The organism is Nocardioides marmoriginsengisoli, assembly GCF_003725695.1.
Classification (GTDB): Bacteria; Actinomycetota; Actinomycetes; order Propionibacteriales; family Nocardioidaceae; genus Marmoricola; species Marmoricola marmoriginsengisoli.
In genome coordinates, this window is record NZ_RJSE01000001.1 from 191,426 (window position 1) to 207,968 (window position 16,543).

Consider the following 16,543-nt stretch of genomic DNA (forward strand, 5'->3'; position numbering starts at 1 on the left):
CGTCCTCGGATCCACCATCGGCGGTCGAGGAGTACTTCAGTCCACCCCATGCGCCGATGGTTGAGACCCAGGATCCACCAGCGGTGAGTTGCTCGCTCATGCTGCGGCCACGCGGGTATGGAAACGCGGGTAGTGGCTGAGTGTGATCGTCGTTTCTTGGGCGTAGGAGGTGACGGTGAAGACGTTCATCTCGGGCGGCACGAACTCGTGGTTCCCGAAGGACTTCAGCTCGGCTGCTGCGTGGTAGCTGTCGGACCGGTCGGCCTCGGTGCCGAGCCAGACGGTCGGAACGGGTGATTCTAGGGTGGGGGAGTCCAGCCAGAGGCGGTTAGCAAGCGTTCCGGGAGTCGGTGCACCGGTTCCGCACTCGACCCTGGTCAGCCGGCCGGTGTCGATGTTGAAGAGCCACGCCTCGTCGATCAGGCATGACGAGTTGCACGAGAGTTCGATCCGTACGAGGCCGCCTGAGCCCATCTTGCGGGGCGGCAGAGTCATCGTTCCGATCTCGTAGATGTCCCACTGAGGCGGGCTGGCGATGACGCGGGTGCCCGTCTGCACGCCAGGCAGGTTGACTCCGGCCTGTCGGGACTTCGCGGCCCAAGTGATCGTCCATGGCGAGATCAGGACTGACCCGATGCCCAGGCGGGCGAGCAACAGGTACCCGCCGGGCGGCAGTCCGGTTGTCGGAACGTCAAAGGTGTGCAGTGTGTTGATGTCGCTGCTGAACCCAGAGATGAGCGTCGAATCAACGGTCGGGGAGTTGCCTGACGTCAGCAGTCGCCGCAGTGATGGTTGCTCCAACCCAGGGGTCGCGGGGCACGTGTAGATCAGGGCGGTGCCAAGCGCCTTGGTCTCGTCCGAGAGTACGAGGCTGCCCTGAGTGCGGGCCGATCCAGCGACCTGGAGGATCCGGGAGAGCTGCCGGTTCGTTGCCTTCGTGCCGAGCATGTTGGATCGGGAGACGTCGTAGGCGTTGATGCGCACGCTGTTGGTTGAAGAGGTCCCGCCGGCTTGGACCGTGATCTCCAGCGAGTTCAGTGTCGAGATCCCGAGAGCGGCAGCGTCGAACCAGTAGAGGTTCCCCTCCTGGACCGCGACCGGCGCCACGATCCCGTTCAGCTTGAACGTCATGCCGCTCGTGCCGTAGGCGTACTTGGCGTTGGTCAACGTCGACGTAGCCTCGATGCGGATGTACGGACTCCCAGCCAGGCTCGTCGACAGGCCGGTCCGCACCATCGAAACTCGGGTGGCAAGGTTGGTGAAGATGTCCGACGCAACACCCGAGAGCCATCCTCCACCGATGACCCCAGGAGGCGCCGAGGTGGGGGGACCGCCCGCCGGCTGCTTCTGGAAGGCCCACCCAGTGGCCGACGTGCACGCGTCGATCGAGGTGATGACCTGCGTGCCCGACTGGGTCGACTTCGTCGCCGACACCATCGTCTGTGCGCGCACGTACGGCTCAGCCTGAATCTTCAGCCCGTACGTCGCGATGACCCGCAGGTCGTTCAGGTCGTTGGGCACCTCATCGAAGCTCGACATGACGACCGTGAACACGCACGGCTCACCAGCGCCGTCAGGCGGCGTCCACGTCAGGAGGTTCCGGCGGTAGGACTCGAACATCAGCGCCTGCTCAGCCACCGCCAGAGCGTTCGAGTCGTCCGCGAGCACCTGGATCCGCAGGAACATCTGCCGGTTGTCCTGGCCGGTGAGCGCGACGATCGCGCCGTCCTGGAGCCACGAGGTGATCTTCTGCTCGATCGGGACCGGGTTGCCCCAGTCAGCGTCATCGCCGAGTGCCTGGAACTGGAACCCGGTCGCCGCCTGCTCTGCATCCGTGCCGATCAGGTTCAGGGTTCCGAACGCGAGGGCGTGCTGTGGGTTCGAGATCATCGCTTCCCCTTCGGGCGCTTCGGGCCGACACCGTTGATGGCACGCGCGATCGCTGCACCGGTAGCGTTCGGGTTCTTCTCGAGCAAGTTGCCGACGCGCTGCATCGACCGGTCGAGGCGGTTCAGAGTTGCGAGCTGCGCCTTCGAGGTGGCAAGCGCCGGACCGAATGCAGCAGCCGCACCGGCGTTCCCGACGCTCGTGGTCAGCCGGTCGCGCTGGTTGTACAGCGACTCGTACCGCGCGACGTCAGCCTTCGGGCCAGTTGCAAAGTTCTGTACGTCCTGCAGCGACCCCTCGCTCAGCAGGTACGCCAACGCATCGCTGTCGAGACCCTTCGCCGTCAGCTGGTCGATCGCACTCTCAAGCGACCTCAAGCTGCCGATGTCGCCAGTCAGAGTCGAGAAGACATCCCCCTTGCCGGCCTTCATGCGGTCAGCCGCAGACATCCACACCGAGGAGTCCGTCTTGCCGAACAGGTCCGAGTTGTAGTTCGACGAGATCGAGTCCCGAACCGACTGCGCCTGATCGAGCAACGCCTGCCGCTTCGACGTCTCCTTCTCGACCACCTTCGTCGAGGCTGCGATCGCCTTGTTCCACTGACGAAGCGTCGTCGGGAACTTCATGTCCAGGTCGTCACGGATGTACGACGACAAGCCCGACGGGTACCTACCGGCAGTACCGCCGTCTGCAAGGCGGCCGTCGTTGATGGCCTTCAGCAGACCGCGGTGGCGGTCTGCCTGCCCGTGCCGGTTCGACACGACTTCTTCGCCGTCCGCGAGCAGGTACAGGTGCCGGTCGGCGTACGGGAGACCTGTCTTCGGGACCGTGGTCCCGTCAGCCGATTCGCCGAGGTTGCCCAGGATGTCGAACTTGCCCGAAGGCTTGTCCACGTTCAGCCCGACGTGGATAGTCCGCTTCTTGCGCACGAACCCGTCCAGGGCGACGCTGAACGTCGCAAGCTTGCGCTCGGCAGCAACCTTGTTCAGGTCGATCTTCGCCACGCCCTTGGCCTGATTGACGAGTCCCACCTGGTCCGCGAAAGCCTTCGCCGCGGCGCGGGACTTCCCAGCCGCGATCTGAGCCTTGATGAAGTCATCCCGCGCCTGGTCCATGAAGGTGAACTTCTCTTGGCCAGTGAGAGTCTTCGAGAGCTCCAACGCTTCCTTCGCGATCCGAGTCAAACCATCCCGGTTAGCTCGACCCTTCTCGGTATTGATGTCCAGGGTTCGACCGTTGTCCTTCAAGCCCTTGGTGAAGTCATCGACTGCGGCGGCATAGCTAGTTGCTGCATCGAACGAGTTGATCGCGTTGTACGCGCGCTCCAGGCTTGCGGTGAACTGGTCGACGGACATGGAGGCCGTGTCGATGCCGGCGGCGGTGGCCTTGAACCCAGCCGCGAGGAGGTCTGCCTGAGCGTTCGCGCGCGCCAGGTTGGTGCCGGTGTTGATCCGGTCGATCTTCTCCTGCGCCCGGTCCGCGGCGGTCTCGACACCGCCGAGGCTGCTGATCCACCCGCCGACGACGGGGATGAAGGTCGCCTTGCTGCGCCAGTCGCCGTTGAAGATGTCGGAGAGGGTGTCGCCCAGTCCGTCGTGGTGCTGGGCGTCGTCGAGCTCCTTGTTCGCTGCAGCGAGCTGTGCCTGGAGGGTGTCGAGGTTCCCTGAGGTGATCGCGCGGTCGATCTCGCGCAGGGAAGCGGCGAAGCTGTCGCTGCTGGCCTTGGCATCGAGGAGGAACCCAGCACCGGCGCCGAGCGCGGCACCCCAGGGGCCTGCCATGGTCCCGGCCAGTGCGAGGCTGACGGTGTTGGTGAGGCCGATCTTGTCCGCGGCGCCTGTGCTGGCCACGGCTAGACCCGCGAGCGGGGCGACGGATCGGCCAGCGGTTGCCCCGAACGTGCGGACGCTCTCGCGGGCCTTCAACGTCTCGTCGGAGGCGTACTTCGAGGACTGCCCAACGCGGTACGCCACGGTCCCGAACTGCTGCATGGTCGGGATCTGACTCTTCAGGGTGGACCCGGAGAACCCGCCCTCGGGGAGGTACTTCTGGCCCAGGGCGCTGGCCTGGAGGCTTGCGGTGACCTTCAGTGCCCGGTTGTACAGCGAGAGCGCTGCGAGGCCGGCGAAGATCGGGGTCCCAAGGTCGGAGTCCGCGATCGCCGAGAGGACGTTCGCGACGGCCTCCAACCCCTGGAGCACCGGACCGCCGAGCGGGGCAGCCGCTTCGACGATCTGCAGCGCGGCGTCGCCGAGCGCACCGAGGGTGTCAGCAACCTGGGGGCCGGTCTCTTCGACGTAGGCGAGGAACTCGGCGAACCCTTCGGTCTGGCCGAGCCCGTTTGCCCACCGGTCCAGGTCAGCAGTCGCCTCGATCAGCCACCGCGAGAAGTCCTGGTTCAGTGGGGTCGTGGACATCCCCAGCCCGGCGAGCGCGTGGGCGGTGTTCCCGGCCGCGGTCGCGAAGTCGGCCAACGCCGACGGGCCCTCGACTGCGACGAAGTCCAGGAACGGTGCCCACCGATCCGACCCCAGCGACTGGCCGGCGTCTCCGGCGATGGTGCCGAGTTCGGTGGAGATGGCCGACACGATCCGCTCGACCCGCGGCAGGGCACCTTCGAGGCCGTCGAGGCCCTCGGTCAGCCCGGGGAACAGGCCAGTCGCGGCAAGGTCGCGTAGTTCCTTGAGCTCGGGGACCATGCTGCGGAGCTCCCGGACGAACCGGCGAGCCTCGGGCGAGATCTGCGCCATGGCCTCACGTGCCGCGGTGAGGTTCGCGGTGGTCGGCTCGAGCGCAGCCTTGTTGACGGCCTTCAGTGCGTCCCCGACGCCCTGGAACGCCAGGACTGCGGTCCCGGCGCCGAAGGCAGCGAACCCGAGGGCTGAGGCCAGGCCGGTGACCGCCGGGACAGCGACCGCTCCGATCGGGACGAACGCTGGCCCGAGGATCGCAGCGACCTCGGCGAGGATCCGAAGCCGCCCGGAGAGTCGGTCGATATCCTTCTCGGTACGGCGCGACGTCTTCCCGACGCCGTCGACGTCCCGATCGAGATCGCGGGTCGCCTTCGATGACTGGACGGCCTCGTGCGAGAGCCCGTCGAGGCGCTTGTTCAGGAGCTCGGTCGCGGCGGCGGCCCGGATGATCGGTGCGGTGAACTGGTCCTCGAGTTCCAGCACCACACGCTCACGACGAGTCGCCATTCGGGTCACCTCCTTCGCCGTCAGATGAGTCGTGGTTGCCGAACACGCGGCGTGCGTTGAGGAAGTCGTCCGTGGGGTTCAGGTCGACCTCTGCGACGGAGATGTCGACGCCGTCGAGGTAGTGGAAAGGGGTCGCCGGTGTGGCCTCGGCCGACCAGTTCCTGAAGTCCCCGTTGTGGAACGGCCGCTCCTTGTGCAGTGCCTCGTAGCGGCGCTTCGCAGCGGCCTCGTTCATCGCCGCGAAGCAGACCTCCCGTTGCGGGTACCAGTCCTTGTGTGGGTCCGAACAGACGTCACGCTGGTTCCCGCAGGTGTGCTGGGTGGCCTTGTGCTGCCACTCCGAGACCCAGAGGTCCTGCTGGTCCTCGGGCAGGTCGTAGAACGCGGAGAGGCTGCTCAGGCCAACCGAGCGGGCGAGGTGGAGGTCTCGTCGGACGTCGGCGCGAGATGCGACGAGAGCCGCACTTTTGGGTCCGGCCCCGGGCTCTGGTTCAGGTTCACCGCCGCCGCGTACAGCTTGGAGAAGTCGCCGTCCGAGACGCTGTCGGTGAGCTCCACGATGTCGGTCGGCGGCACGTAGGTGCGCTCCACGACCTGGTCCAGGATCACCTTCCGGGCCTCGTCGTCATCACCGATCCGGCCAAGGTGCATCGAGACCGGAACCAGGTCGTCCCCGAAGGTCTCCCGGTTGAAGCCCTTCGCGGCATCCTCCGGGTGTGGTGTCGGGGGCCCGTCCTCGTTCTCGACCATCCGAGGCGGGTGGGCGTTCAGCAACACCCGGTACGCCTTCCGAGCCAGCGCGGTCAGCGTGACCTTCTCGGCACGTTCGGTGGCCTCGTCCATGAACTCGTCGAACGACGTCGTCGACTTCGTCAGGTTGGGGTCCTCCGCGTCCCCGACGCGCGCGGGTGCAGCGGACTTGACGGCCTTCTCGACGGCCTGAGCCTTCTCGGTCATCGGGTCCAGGTCGTCGCCCTGGAACAGGATCACGGTGGTCGTGCGGGGCTTGATCGCGCCCATGGATTCTCCTTCGACAGGTCGACAGGGATGGTCGACAGAAGGGCGTGGAGCCCCTGGGGCGTCGGCTGTCGAACCCGACGCCCCAGGGAGACGAATCAGGCCGTGATCGCGACCTTGAACGCCGGCGGTGCGGTGATCGCGAACGTCGAGGAGAACCCGACCTCCGCGGCCTCGCCGTCGCCCTGGACGATCGGGAACGGCGGGCCGAACTCGACCGGGAACGCGGACACGAACTGGCCCACGGCGAAGTCGGTCGCGACGAGGATCCCGAGGCGGCGGACCAGGAACCCGGCCGTGCCCTCGGGGAACTTCTCCCACGCCTTGACCCCGTTGGACAGGGCTGCACCCTGCTCGTCGAACGCGGCGAGCATCTCGCCGCCGCCGTAGGTGGTCGTCCCGATCTGCTGGAACGTGGTCGTGTCGCAGATCCGGCGCTCGCGGTCGACGAGGTTGGTGTTCTTCGACGGCTTCGTGGTCGAAGCGAACAGCATGCAGGACACGTCGAGTCCGGTCGCGGCGTTGATCTCCGCGATCGCCGGGGTCGGCAGGTTCGCGATCGCGGGGACCCACAGCCACTTCTCGCGGCCGTACGCCTTGGTCGAGGTCGGGCGAATCGGTGCGGCCATCAGTTGGCCTCCTTCTCGGGCGTGGCCTTCTGGCCGGACGAAGCGGAGGCAGGACTGCCGCCGCTGGCGTTGCTCGACAGGGACTCGGGGGATCGGTAGTACTTCGGCGGAAGCGGCGACCCGTCGGTGTGGACGGCGTCCTTCTTCAGGCGCTCGTGGACCTCGGAGCTGAGGGTCGAAGCGACGATGGAGTACTCGTGCTTCGTCTCTCGGTCCTTGACGCGGATGTAATCGGGCATGGCAGAACTCCCTTGCGGGTCGGGTGCGGAGAGGTGGGACCGGGCCAGAGCGGGCCGGTCAGAGGGTGTAGGTGAAGGCGTCGAGGCCGGTGAAGTAGCCGCCGTCATCTGGGGCGATGACCTCGGACGTCTCGAACAGCGGTCCGGTTGTGAGCTCGCCGGCGACCATGAGCGGGACGTCCTCGAGCGCGGTCGTGCACTTCGACTGCATCAGCCGGGCGTCGCTGACCCGCTTCGCGACGTAGCGGGCTGTGATCCGCCACCCGGTTGTTCCGGTCGTGCCGTCCTCACGGATCTCGCCGCCGAAGCGGCGCGTCACGGAAACCTCGACGTACTCGGCCGGGCGGGGCGATGGGACGTCGTCGAAGTCGTAGGCGTACCGGGGCTTGGTGCCCGGGTTCAGCGCAGCGTTCAAGACCGCGAGCACGGCTGTCGCGTGCTGCTCTGGGGTGGCGATCACCAGAACCACCGATCAGGGAGCTCGCCGACCTCGTGCGCGAAGGTCGCACCGATCAGGTCCGCCGAGCGGGCCAGATCCAGGTGTGGCTTCTGGTTCCGGGACCCGTACTCGAACGACATGTCGCCCTGGGCCTTCGACGCGTCAGGCCCGTACTCACCCGAGATCAGCCCGCCACCGGTCAGCGCCGACAGCGTCCCGTGCATCTCCGTGGAGAATGCCCGGTCGTAGAGCTTGCCGTGGGCCCCTGAGGACCGTCGGGCGAAGTCCCGAGCGACCGAGTTGCCGACCTTGAGGCCCTCACGGACCGTGCGGACCATGTCCTTGGCCGCGGTGACCGGGATCGAGGCCAGGTCGGATGCGAGGTCATCGATGCTGTGACGTACGCGGACCTGCATGCCAACCTCCCAGGGGTATCCTCAGAGTGAGTGGTCTGCGGTGTTGGCAACGGCAGACCAAAGCTGCTGACCTAGTTGTGTGGAGCGGTCCAACGTCAGTGAGGTGCCGCAGTTCGGGTTCGACTCCCGAGCGCAGACCACTCAGTCGGTCACCTCAACTACGTCCAAACGGCGCGCGGTAGCGAACGACTTCGCCGGAACCTCGACCACCAGGTAGCGGCGCCCCAGCAGCGCCGGGTCATCCGCGCACCCGACTGAAGTGACCTCGTACTCCCAACCGTGGCCACGCTGCCGGCCAGGCTTCGGGATCGCAGCTGAGATCGGGACGTGAAGGCCGGCCTCCAGGACCGGGCGTTCGACGTCACCGATCCGGAGGTACCGGGTCGCGGTGTCCCGGCCCTGCGCAGAACCAGACTGGATCTTCCCGCGCACCTGGCCCATGTCTTCGTAGTCGGGGACCTCGTACCCGTCAGGATCTTGAGTGAACGTCCCCGTTGGCCTGAACAGGGTCAGGCACAGCGTCATGAGGGACTCGGCGTCGGCTTGGTGCTCGGCGAGCTCGGCCGCGGTGAACATCTCAGAACCCCTGCCGGACGCGGATCGTGCCGTACCGCTTCCGACGGCGGGTGGTCCCGCCGAGCCGTGCGGCCTCTTCGGGGGTGAGGTAGATACCGGCCCGGGCGCCCTGCTCGGAGTACCGCTCGGTCCGGGAGGCGTCGTCGACCGACCGGGTCCAGGACTGCAACCCCTTCGGGTTCCGCGACGCCCGTGCGCCGACTTCGAACGCGATCGCGCGCACCCACGCCGGGACCGGCTCGACCGGGTTCTTCCACGCCTCGGTGACGACCCCGTTCACCAGCACGGCGTAGGTGCGTGCGTCCGCAGCCGAGGGTGACCCTGCACCGGGGTAGGAGGCGAGTTCGGGACCAGTGATGATCTGGATCGGGTCACTCATCCTGCTCGCCTCCTACCGCCGGTGGTGGGGTCAGTTGCCGGTGTCGGACTGGGCGACGTCGTCGGCCTGGAGCGCGGCCACGAGGTCGGCCACGTGGCCCTTGCCCTCGACCACGATCAGGTCGTCGTCCTCACGCCCCTGGTTCCGCTTCTCGACCTCGGCCTGCAGCTCGCCCTTCTTCAGCGCGCTGTAGTCCGGGGTCGGGGCGGCCGGAGGTGCACCGGCGCCGTGGTTGTCGTTCCCGGAGCCGTCCGCGCCGTCGTCGGTACCGTCGTCGTCGGTACCGGCAGCCGGATCGGCCGGCTCGACCGGGGCCGCGGGAGGCGTGGCCGGTACGACGGGCGTGGCTGCCGGTTCGGGCGTCGCAGGGGTCTCCTGGACGGCCTCGCCGTTGGCGGCGACGAGGTCCTCGGCCTGGACCAGGTCCTTGGCCCAGTCCGGGACCGGCTTCCCGGCGACCAGGGCGGTCGGGATGTCGGTGTCCGGGTGTCGACGCACCACGGTGTACCGCATCACCCGGGCGCTCATGCGAGCACCTGGATCGCCATCGACGCGTTCGGGTTCGCCAGGACGGGCTCACCGATCGAGTCACCCTCGACCTCGACGGACGAGCCGACCTTCTCGTCCTTGAAGACGCCGCAGACGATGCCCGGCTGCTCGTCGGGCTCGATGCCCCACGACGCGAACCCGGACGAGACCGTCTTGCCCCAGTAGGTGGCCCCGAGGATCGTGCCCTCCTCGTTCTCGACGTCCGTCGGCTCCGGGAGGAAGTAGATCTTCTTCGGGTCCAGGACCCGGGTCGCGACCCCTTCGACCTGGTAGGTCCGCTCGTACACCTCGTACTCCGGGATCCCGGCGCCGTCGGAGTACGACTGGACCTCCGAGGTCAGCGGCGGACGCGACGCGGAGGCCCCGACGAGGGTCTTGAACTGGTTGCCGGCCGCGTACGCGTTGTACGCCGCACGGGAACCGAAGACCACACGGCCCGGCGCCTCGTCGTTGTTGAACGACCGGTAGACGTCGATCCAGGTGTTCACCGCCGCGAGACGGTCGATGGCCGGGTCGGACCACCACTGGCCAGCGCCGGCCGCGATCGACAGCGCCACGTTGCGGCCGAAGTCGTCGAGGATCCAGAAGTTGTCGGCGTCGACGACAACCTTGCCCTGGTCGATCGCGATGCCCCGGGTCAGCTCCTGGCGCATCGAGATGGCCTGGACGTTCCGGCGGATCGCCGACTCGATGCTCTTCTTGACCCGGTCGTCGGAGAGACGAGCCAGCTCCTTCTGAGTGATCTCGTCGATCGGCTCGCTCCGGGCGATCGAGGGCAGGTCGATGGTCTTCGCCTGCGGGACCTGACCCTTCCCGATCTCGGGGCGAGCGTTGAACGCCCGGTAACGGGCCGCGTCCACCAGGCCGGTCTGGCCCGGGAAGAACTTCACGTGGTCGCTGTCGACGAACACGTTCGGAAGGAACCGGGCGAGAGTGCCGCCGCGGCTCTGCTCGACGAGGTACTGCTCGTCGCGCGCGATACCCGTCGCCTCGACGGGGTCAATCAGGTCAGTCCAAAGCGGCATGACGGATCAGCTCCCGAAGAAGAAGCGCGGCTGGACCGCGGTGGTGGGGACGGTGAAAGCGACCGGCAGCTTGACGGTCTTGATGTTTCCGCGGGTGATCACGGCGACGTTGACGTCCTCGACGCCGTCGGTCTTGTGGTCACCCTTGAGGAACCCGAGCACGGCGCCGGAGACGTCGGCCCAGGGGCGGATGTCATCGAGGTCGTCAATGCGGACGGGCAGACCGGACGGCAGGAAGCCGTTCGGGAAGTGCGTGCCGGCGGTGAAGTCCGAGATGTCGATGACACCGGTGATGGCCTCGTCGAGGCCGTCGGTGTTACGCATCCAGGAGAAGTCACCGGTGCCGTACTGCGTGGTCTTGAGACCGGGCATGATGGTGTCCTTTCGGGACGGGTGGATGGGCTACTTGTTCTTCGCCTCGCGTGCAGCGCGACGGGCTTCCTGGACGGCCTTGACGGACTGCTGCCCGCCGCCTCCGCCCTCGGTGCGGCTTCCGCCGCCGAAGTCGCGCTTGCGCTGCTCGGTGCCGCCCGTGCCGGGCTTGGTGAACTTCTTCGCGAAGTTCGTGATCTTGGTCGTGTCGACCCCGTCGTCGGTGATGAAGGCCGCGACGTTGAATCCGGTCACGAGCTCTTCGACCTCGGTGTCCGGCATGTCGCTGGACTCGAGTGCTCCACGGAAGAGTGCCGTGGCGGTCTTGATCCGCTCGGAGGCGATCGCCTCCTGCTTGCCCTCCTCCTTGGCGGCCGCGATGGCCTGCTCGGAGGGAGTCATCTGCTCGCGCTTGATCTTCGCGAGCTCCTCGAGGTCGGCCTTGACCTGCTCGTCGGTGCGATCGCCGACGACGCTCTTGTACCGGGACTCGTGCTTCTTCGAGTGGTACCGGTGGTAGGCCGCCTGCTGCGCGTCGGTCATCTCCGCGACTCGGGTGTCCTTGGGGTACCCGAGGTCCTTCCCGTCGGCGTCGAGCGCGTTCTTCGACTCCGCGGCCCGCTTCTCAGCGGCAGCCTTCTCCTCGGCCGCAGCCTTGTCGGCGGCAGCTTTCTCCTCGGCGGCCTTCGCCGCAGCGTCGTCGTCGGGACCCTCCATGAACCACCCACCGAAGCGGGACCGGTTCCGGGCGAAGGTCGCGTCGAGGAACGCGGCGTGGGCAGGGGTCAGCACGGACTTGTTCATGCGGGGGTGCTCCTTGTCGGAAAGGCATCGACCATGACGGTCTGGACATGCGAAACGCCCCAGACGTGACGTCAGGGGCGTTCAGGTGGTGCGTCTGAGGTTCCTAGTACGGACGCTGTTGCGGTGGAGCGTCGTGGCGACGTTCCAAGGACAGGCGGTGCCGGCTAGGAGGCGGCGGAGATCCCGTGGGACTCGAGCTCGGTCGCGGTGGGTGCGTCGGTGATCCCGACGTCACGCCGCAAGATGGTGCGGACCTGGCTGATGAGGTCGTTCAGAGCGGCCGGGGTGGTGGCGGTGAGGTCGATCGCGAGCTCTTGGCCGGGGTAGACCTCGGCGGGCTCGATGAGCAGCTCACCGGAGCCGAGACCGAGGGGCTGGAGGGCAGCACGGACCCGGTCCTGCACGGAACCGTCCGTCAGGACGAGAGTCTCCTCAGCGCCTGCCATGCCACCATCCTACGCTCGTGCGGTCCCCGAGGATCACGATCACCTCGACGAGTTCCTCCCCGTACACACCGAGGGCCTTCCGGATCCCGCGTGCTGCCGCACCAGGTTCCACACCCTGTCGGCGGCCGTCGATGATGATCCTCTTGGACTGCCCCCGTGCGCTCCGGATGGCGTTGTAGATCGCCGTCTCGGTGCCTACCGACTTGAGCGTCTTGATCTCCACGGTGACCGCAACGCCATCGAGGACCGAGTCCGGAGTTCGGATGTCCTGGACCTGGCGTACCGACCGGACGTTGCTCACGCCCCGGCGTGCCAGCCAGTCGACGACCGACTGCTCGCCCTCGTCGAAGTACTCGTACGGGTCGTCGCCCGCCAGCAGCCCGCGCTGCTCGAGGTCGGCGTAGGAGACGACCGGGTTCAGCGCCGGATCACGGATCAGCTGACGGGAGAACACCACCGACTCGTCAACGGGCAGATGACGCGACCCGTCGTCCTCCGGAACACCGGTTGCGCTCCTGGCCGGCGGGCGACCGTCTCCGCCGCCGCTGCCCTTCTCGGCAAGGTCCTTCGGCCCGGTGAACTTCTGCCCCTTGACCGTGAGGACCGGACCTAGCTCGCCATGCTCGTGGACCTGGACCCGGACGTTCGAGAGCGCCGACTTTCCGGTCTCCCCAGCCTCGGCGTACGCCGCGTTCCGGTCCTCCTCGTTCAGACCCTTCGCCGGGTCGACGCCGCCGATGATCGGCATCGTGAGGCACTTGCAGCGGACGTGGATCGGGAGGAGCTGCCCGATCGTGTAGACCTGCAGCGACGCCGCCAGACACAGCCCACAGGACCCGGTGACCGAGAGCTCCGGGCGCAGGATCCGCCGGTACCGTTCGACGTCGAGCTCGGCCATCGCGTCGGCCTGCGCCTGCCGGGCGGCGAGCATCAGGTCGGCCTCGATGAGGCTCATCTCCCGGGCCATGGCCGCAGCGATCGCCGCCGTGTCGTCCTGGGTCTTCGCGTAGTCGACCCGGTACGCCTTCGCCGTACGTGAGTGCACGGCCACCGGGTCGGCGCCGTTGCGGATCTCCGGGGTTACGATCCGCGGGATCTTCACGCCACGGGTGTCGGCCAGGATCGCGGTCATCTCGCCGAGGTACTGCGCCATCAGCTGGGTGACGACGTCCTGGGCGTTCCGGGAGACCTCCGCGGCCAACGCTGCCTGTGCGGCCACGGCGGCCGGGGTGTACCAGCTCGCGAACCCGGCCCATACGTCCGCTGCCTGCTGGGCGGCAGCGTCGGTCAGGCCGGCGACCTGGGATGCGGTCTGCTCGACCCAGAACGCGGCAGCCGCACCAGCAGCAGCCTCGTCGACCGTGGCCATACTCAGCCGCCGGCGGGAGCAGCGCGCCGCTCAGCAGCAGCCTTGGCGGCCGCGTCGGAGAGCATGTCGCGCGAACGCTGCGGGCGGAGCCGGTCGACCACGTCGCCGGGGGAATACTGCATGACGTCGGTCATGATCGCCTCCCACGGGAGGACGCCGTTGACCTTCGAGACGGTCTCGCCGATCTCCTGGAGGCTGTGCAGCTGCGTCGGCCCCCAGATCACCTCGATCTGGGAGACGTCCGCGCGGTCGGTGTCGCCCTGGAACTCGAACGCCATCGCCATCGTCTCGGCCCACGACGCGTCAGCACGGTCCTGGCGGTCCCAGAGCTCGAAGGTGTGCTCTTCCTTCTGGGTCGAGGCGCCTTCGGCGGACCCGTTCGCTGCGTCCGGGGTGATCAGGTGCAGCGGCTTCGACGCAGTGAACGCGAGCCACTGGAGTTCGCCCTTGATCGACTCGGTCAGCTGCTGGGTGTTGGTCTCCTTCGACTCCCAGATCTCAGCACCCTTGGGCAGCTTCCACATCGCATCCGGAGCAGAAGTGAAGACCTGAGCCCACTCCTCGTCGGACATCTCCATCGGGTCAGCGGCCTCGTCGCCATCAGCCGACGGCGGCACCTCGTCGTCTTCCTCGGCCATGACGATGGCCCGTTGCCGGAACGCCTGGATCTTGCCGATCCACCACTCGTTGAACAACTTGTCGTTGATCCGGTCGAGAGTGTTCAGCTCGCCCTCGATCTCCGAGACGCCGTTCTTGTTCTGGAACCGGACCATCGCGACCTTGTTGCCCGGGATGTCGTCCCACCGGTCGTAGTCCCACTCCCACCGCGACGACAGCGCCCACCGGCGGCCGGTGAACAGCGTCGAGGTTGGCACGTCACACCGGGCGACATACAGCTCGCCCGGCAGGAACAGGTACGCGTAGTCAGCGTTCTCGATCTCGTCGCGGAACATCTTCAGCCCGGCCAGCGTCTCCCCGGTCGCCGGGTCGTGTGCGGTGATGCACTCCAACGGCGACTCCGAGGTGATCAACGACCACGCCCGGGTGTCATCCGGAGGAGTGACGATCGTGTACGCGTCACCCAGGCCGAGCATGTTGTCGTGGACCTCACGGGCCCGCAGCTTCAGCTTGTTGTGCCGCATCAGGTCCCGGGCCTTGAGGTCGCCAAGCTCGTCGTCGACCGCCGCGGTCCGGAAGTCCCGCAGCCCCATCCGGTTCGTCGTCGACGACACCAGCTTCGGAGCGATGTTCATCCGCCCCATCCGCAGGAACTGCCGGAACGGCGCCGACCACTCCGAGTGGATGTCTTCGCGCAGCGGCGGATCCCCGGCCAGGTAGTCCGCCAGCAGATCCAGACCGGGCCGGACCCGGTTCGGCTTCAAGCCATGGCGGGCGAACTTGTACTTGCCCCGGATCCCTGCCCGCCGCTCGTGGAGCTTGACTCCCAGCGTCAGCAGCCACCAGCCGGGGGAGTACGGCTCTTCGGTCTCGATCGACACGGGCCAGCCCCCTTTCCAGGTCAGTGGTTCAGCGGATCCGCCCGATCGCGGCCTTCTTCTTCCGCCGCGGCGGCTTCGCGTTCGCCTTCAACGCGGCCAGCCGGGCCTCCCACGACAAGATCGCCGCCATCTGGGCGTCGAACTTCCGGTCGGGGTGCAGCTTCTGCAGGATCCAGAGCCGGCGAGGTTCCTCACCCGCGGCGTGCTCGTCCTCGTCCCAGATCTTCAGGTATCGCCGACCCGCCGCGGCGTAGTGCTGGGCGAAGGTGGCCTCGTTCGGGTGGTCCTCGCTGAACGTGACCGCCTCGGACCCGAGAGCCTCGTTGTAGGACTTGATGGCCCTGGCCATCGGGACCTTCCGGATCGTCCACCACTCCTCGACGCACGGCCACCGACCAGCCCACGACCCCAACGTCTCAGTCCAGTGCGGCGGGTCCCCGTTGAACCTCCACACGTTGTGCGTCTTCATCAGCTGCTCGACCGACGCGGTGACTTCGTCCTCGTCGATCTCCCACGGCTGATCGTCGGGGAGATTCGCCGGACGCTCCCAGCACGCCCAGAGCTCTTGGCGGCCGGTCACGATGTCGGTGATCACGATCGCGGTCGAGTCCCGGAACCGGGCCCCGTCGAACCCGGCCGTCACGAACGAACCCGGCTTGATCCGGCCCTTCCGCAACAGGTCCTTGCGTCGGTTCGGGTCGAACGCCTGCTCCGAGGACCGGGTCCACCGGTTAAGCCAGACCCGCTCGAGGAAGTTCGTGTCCGCGTTCGGCTGATCCCACTGCGACGCGATGTCATCGAACTGGCCCGGCCCGTACTCACCGATCGGACCAGTCGCCTCGCTGATCGCTTCGATCCGCTGCTTCTTGTCCTTCAGCTCGTAGGTCCCGCCGGCGTGCCGGTAGAAGTAGAAGAGCCGCGGGTCCTCGATCTCGCCCCGGTCGATCGCCGTTGCCTCGGCGTGCAGGTCCTCCTGGACCGAGTTCTCACCCGGCTCACCGGCCGTCCCGACGTAGAACTCCCACGCATCCTCGAGCGGCCGCTTCGGGAGGTTGGCCCGCATCGTCCGCACGGCCTTCTTCTGCCGCGGCAACGTCAGCTGGTGAGGCTCGTCGACCGCCTGGAACGTGGTCCGTGCACCATCACGAGCGGACGGACTGTTCGACACCGGGACCGCGACCCCAGCCTCAGCACCCGTCGGCGACAGCCGCTGGACCCGCTCGTTCGACACATCGAAGAGGTCCGCGTCCGGGCCCTCGCGGATGATGTACATCAGCGCGCCGTACGCCAGCTCCTCGACCTGGTCGACCGTGACCGACAGGATCGGGATGTACGGCCGCTTCACCGGCCGCCCGACCGGCTGCCCGTACGCGTCGAACCCGTCGCACCGAACCGGAGCCTCCGGGTGCAGCTCGGTCGCGATCACCCACGCGAGCTTCTCGGTCTTCGACAACCCCTTGCGGCACGAGTACCCGCCACGCTTGAACCGGCGCCGGCCAGCCCACTGGTGACCCTGCGGGTAGATCTCGTACAGCGAGTACAACGCCGCACGAATGTCGACGTCGAGCACCGCAGGTTCGCCCTCGATCGACCCCGGCCCGAAGATCATCCGCTCTTCGATGAAGTCGCACACCGAAGGACCGAGCGTCGGCCACGGGGCGTCCGGATCGAACTTCGGGACGACGAGGGTCGCCACG

General features: G+C 67.4%; 18 protein-coding genes. All 18 read right to left on the reverse strand.

The window, feature by feature from the left end; all coding sequences use genetic code 11:
• Positions 1 to 96 precede the first annotated feature (96 nt).
• A complete protein-coding gene (locus EFK50_RS01015; RefSeq protein ID WP_148046011.1) occupies positions 97 to 1,686 on the reverse strand; it encodes a hypothetical protein in 1,590 nt (529 codons plus the stop codon).
• A gap of 200 nt (positions 1,687 to 1,886) precedes the next feature.
• Entirely contained in the window at positions 1,887 to 5,087 is a 3,201-nt protein-coding gene (locus tag EFK50_RS01020; RefSeq protein WP_148046012.1) for a hypothetical protein, read from the reverse strand.
• Positions 5,071 to 5,322, reverse strand: a complete 252-nt coding sequence (locus tag EFK50_RS01025; protein WP_123225684.1) for a hypothetical protein — start codon at positions 5,320 to 5,322, stop codon at positions 5,071 to 5,073. Before EFK50_RS01025 ends, EFK50_RS01020 begins: the two co-directional genes overlap by 17 nt.
• A 161-nt stretch (positions 5,323 to 5,483) precedes the next feature.
• Entirely contained in the window at positions 5,484 to 6,107 is a 624-nt protein-coding gene (locus tag EFK50_RS01030) for a hypothetical protein (RefSeq protein WP_123225685.1), read from the reverse strand.
• A gap of 95 nt (positions 6,108 to 6,202) precedes the next feature.
• Positions 6,203 to 6,733, reverse strand: coding sequence for a phage tail tube protein (locus EFK50_RS01035; RefSeq protein ID WP_123225686.1), 531 nt, complete (start codon positions 6,731 to 6,733; stop codon positions 6,203 to 6,205).
• Positions 6,733 to 6,972 carry a hypothetical protein gene (locus tag EFK50_RS01040; RefSeq protein WP_123225687.1) on the reverse strand — a complete coding sequence of 80 codons (240 nt, stop codon included), beginning with the start codon at positions 6,970 to 6,972 and terminating at the stop codon, positions 6,733 to 6,735. The genes EFK50_RS01035 and EFK50_RS01040 overlap by 1 nt, the downstream gene beginning before the upstream one ends.
• Before the next feature lie 58 nt (positions 6,973 to 7,030).
• On the reverse strand, positions 7,031 to 7,432 hold the full coding sequence (locus tag EFK50_RS01045; RefSeq protein WP_123225688.1) for a hypothetical protein: 402 nt from the start codon (positions 7,430 to 7,432) through the stop codon (positions 7,031 to 7,033).
• A complete protein-coding gene (locus EFK50_RS01050; RefSeq protein WP_123225689.1) occupies positions 7,429 to 7,827 on the reverse strand; it encodes a hypothetical protein in 399 nt (132 codons plus the stop codon). Before EFK50_RS01050 ends, EFK50_RS01045 begins: the two co-directional genes overlap by 4 nt.
• A 141-nt stretch (positions 7,828 to 7,968) precedes the next feature.
• Positions 7,969 to 8,403: a DUF6093 family protein gene (locus tag EFK50_RS01055; protein WP_123225690.1), complete on the reverse strand. Its 435-nt coding sequence runs from the start codon at positions 8,401 to 8,403 to the stop codon at positions 7,969 to 7,971.
• Position 8,404: 1 nt separating this feature from the next.
• Positions 8,405 to 8,782 (reverse strand): hypothetical protein, encoded by a 378-nt coding sequence (locus EFK50_RS01060; RefSeq protein ID WP_123225691.1) that lies wholly within the window; start codon positions 8,780 to 8,782, stop codon positions 8,405 to 8,407.
• A 30-nt stretch (positions 8,783 to 8,812) separates the two neighbouring features.
• Positions 8,813 to 9,310, reverse strand: coding sequence for a hypothetical protein (locus EFK50_RS01065; RefSeq protein ID WP_123225692.1), 498 nt, complete (start codon positions 9,308 to 9,310; stop codon positions 8,813 to 8,815).
• Positions 9,307 to 10,356 carry a major capsid protein gene (locus tag EFK50_RS01070; RefSeq protein WP_123225693.1) on the reverse strand — a complete coding sequence of 350 codons (1,050 nt, stop codon included), beginning with the start codon at positions 10,354 to 10,356 and terminating at the stop codon, positions 9,307 to 9,309. The genes EFK50_RS01065 and EFK50_RS01070 overlap by 4 nt, the downstream gene beginning before the upstream one ends.
• A gap of 6 nt (positions 10,357 to 10,362) precedes the next feature.
• Complete coding sequence (locus tag EFK50_RS01075) at positions 10,363 to 10,728, reverse strand: hypothetical protein (RefSeq protein ID WP_123225694.1); 366 nt, start codon at positions 10,726 to 10,728, stop codon at positions 10,363 to 10,365.
• A 30-nt stretch (positions 10,729 to 10,758) separates the two neighbouring features.
• Positions 10,759 to 11,532: a hypothetical protein gene (locus EFK50_RS21990; RefSeq protein ID WP_183407633.1), complete on the reverse strand. Its 774-nt coding sequence runs from the start codon at positions 11,530 to 11,532 to the stop codon at positions 10,759 to 10,761.
• A 164-nt stretch (positions 11,533 to 11,696) separates the two neighbouring features.
• Complete coding sequence (locus tag EFK50_RS01085; RefSeq protein WP_123225695.1) at positions 11,697 to 11,978, reverse strand: hypothetical protein; 282 nt, start codon at positions 11,976 to 11,978, stop codon at positions 11,697 to 11,699.
• Positions 11,965 to 13,347: a CdiA C-terminal domain-containing protein gene (locus EFK50_RS01090; RefSeq protein ID WP_123225696.1), complete on the reverse strand. Its 1,383-nt coding sequence runs from the start codon at positions 13,345 to 13,347 to the stop codon at positions 11,965 to 11,967. The genes EFK50_RS01085 and EFK50_RS01090 overlap by 14 nt, the downstream gene beginning before the upstream one ends.
• A gap of 2 nt (positions 13,348 to 13,349) precedes the next feature.
• Positions 13,350 to 14,846 carry a phage portal protein gene (locus tag EFK50_RS01095; protein WP_183407634.1) on the reverse strand — a complete coding sequence of 499 codons (1,497 nt, stop codon included), beginning with the start codon at positions 14,844 to 14,846 and terminating at the stop codon, positions 13,350 to 13,352.
• Positions 14,847 to 14,874: 28 nt separating this feature from the next.
• Positions 14,875 to 16,542: a large terminase gene (locus EFK50_RS01100; protein ID WP_123225698.1), complete on the reverse strand. Its 1,668-nt coding sequence runs from the start codon at positions 16,540 to 16,542 to the stop codon at positions 14,875 to 14,877.
• Position 16,543: the final 1 nt, after the last annotated feature.

Excerpts from the sequence above, each read along its gene's own strand:
- EFK50_RS01015 (WP_148046011.1), bottom strand. The coding sequence starts at position 1,686 with ATGTTCCTGCGGATCCAGGTGCTCGCGGACGACTCGAACGCTCTGGCG.
- EFK50_RS01020 (WP_148046012.1), bottom strand. The coding sequence starts at position 5,087 with ATGGCGACTCGTCGTGAGCGTGTGGTGCTGGAACTCGAGGACCAGTTC.
- EFK50_RS01025 (WP_123225684.1), bottom strand. The coding sequence starts at position 5,322 with ATGAACGAGGCCGCTGCGAAGCGCCGCTACGAGGCACTGCACAAGGAG.
- EFK50_RS01030 (WP_123225685.1), bottom strand. The coding sequence starts at position 6,107 with ATGGGCGCGATCAAGCCCCGCACGACCACCGTGATCCTGTTCCAGGGC.
- EFK50_RS01035 (WP_123225686.1), bottom strand. The coding sequence starts at position 6,733 with ATGGCCGCACCGATTCGCCCGACCTCGACCAAGGCGTACGGCCGCGAG.
- EFK50_RS01040 (WP_123225687.1), bottom strand. The coding sequence starts at position 6,972 with ATGCCCGATTACATCCGCGTCAAGGACCGAGAGACGAAGCACGAGTAC.
- EFK50_RS01050 (WP_123225689.1), bottom strand. The coding sequence starts at position 7,827 with ATGCAGGTCCGCGTACGTCACAGCATCGATGACCTCGCATCCGACCTG.
- EFK50_RS01055 (WP_123225690.1), bottom strand. The coding sequence starts at position 8,403 with ATGTTCACCGCGGCCGAGCTCGCCGAGCACCAAGCCGACGCCGAGTCC.
- EFK50_RS01060 (WP_123225691.1), bottom strand. The coding sequence starts at position 8,782 with ATGAGTGACCCGATCCAGATCATCACTGGTCCCGAACTCGCCTCCTAC.
- EFK50_RS01065 (WP_123225692.1), bottom strand. The coding sequence starts at position 9,310 with ATGAGCGCCCGGGTGATGCGGTACACCGTGGTGCGTCGACACCCGGAC.
- EFK50_RS01070 (WP_123225693.1), bottom strand. The coding sequence starts at position 10,356 with ATGCCGCTTTGGACTGACCTGATTGACCCCGTCGAGGCGACGGGTATC.
- EFK50_RS01075 (WP_123225694.1), bottom strand. The coding sequence starts at position 10,728 with ATGCCCGGTCTCAAGACCACGCAGTACGGCACCGGTGACTTCTCCTGG.
- EFK50_RS21990 (WP_183407633.1), bottom strand. The coding sequence starts at position 11,532 with ATGAACAAGTCCGTGCTGACCCCTGCCCACGCCGCGTTCCTCGACGCG.
- EFK50_RS01085 (WP_123225695.1), bottom strand. The coding sequence starts at position 11,978 with ATGGCAGGCGCTGAGGAGACTCTCGTCCTGACGGACGGTTCCGTGCAG.
- EFK50_RS01090 (WP_123225696.1), bottom strand. The coding sequence starts at position 13,347 with ATGGCCACGGTCGACGAGGCTGCTGCTGGTGCGGCTGCCGCGTTCTGG.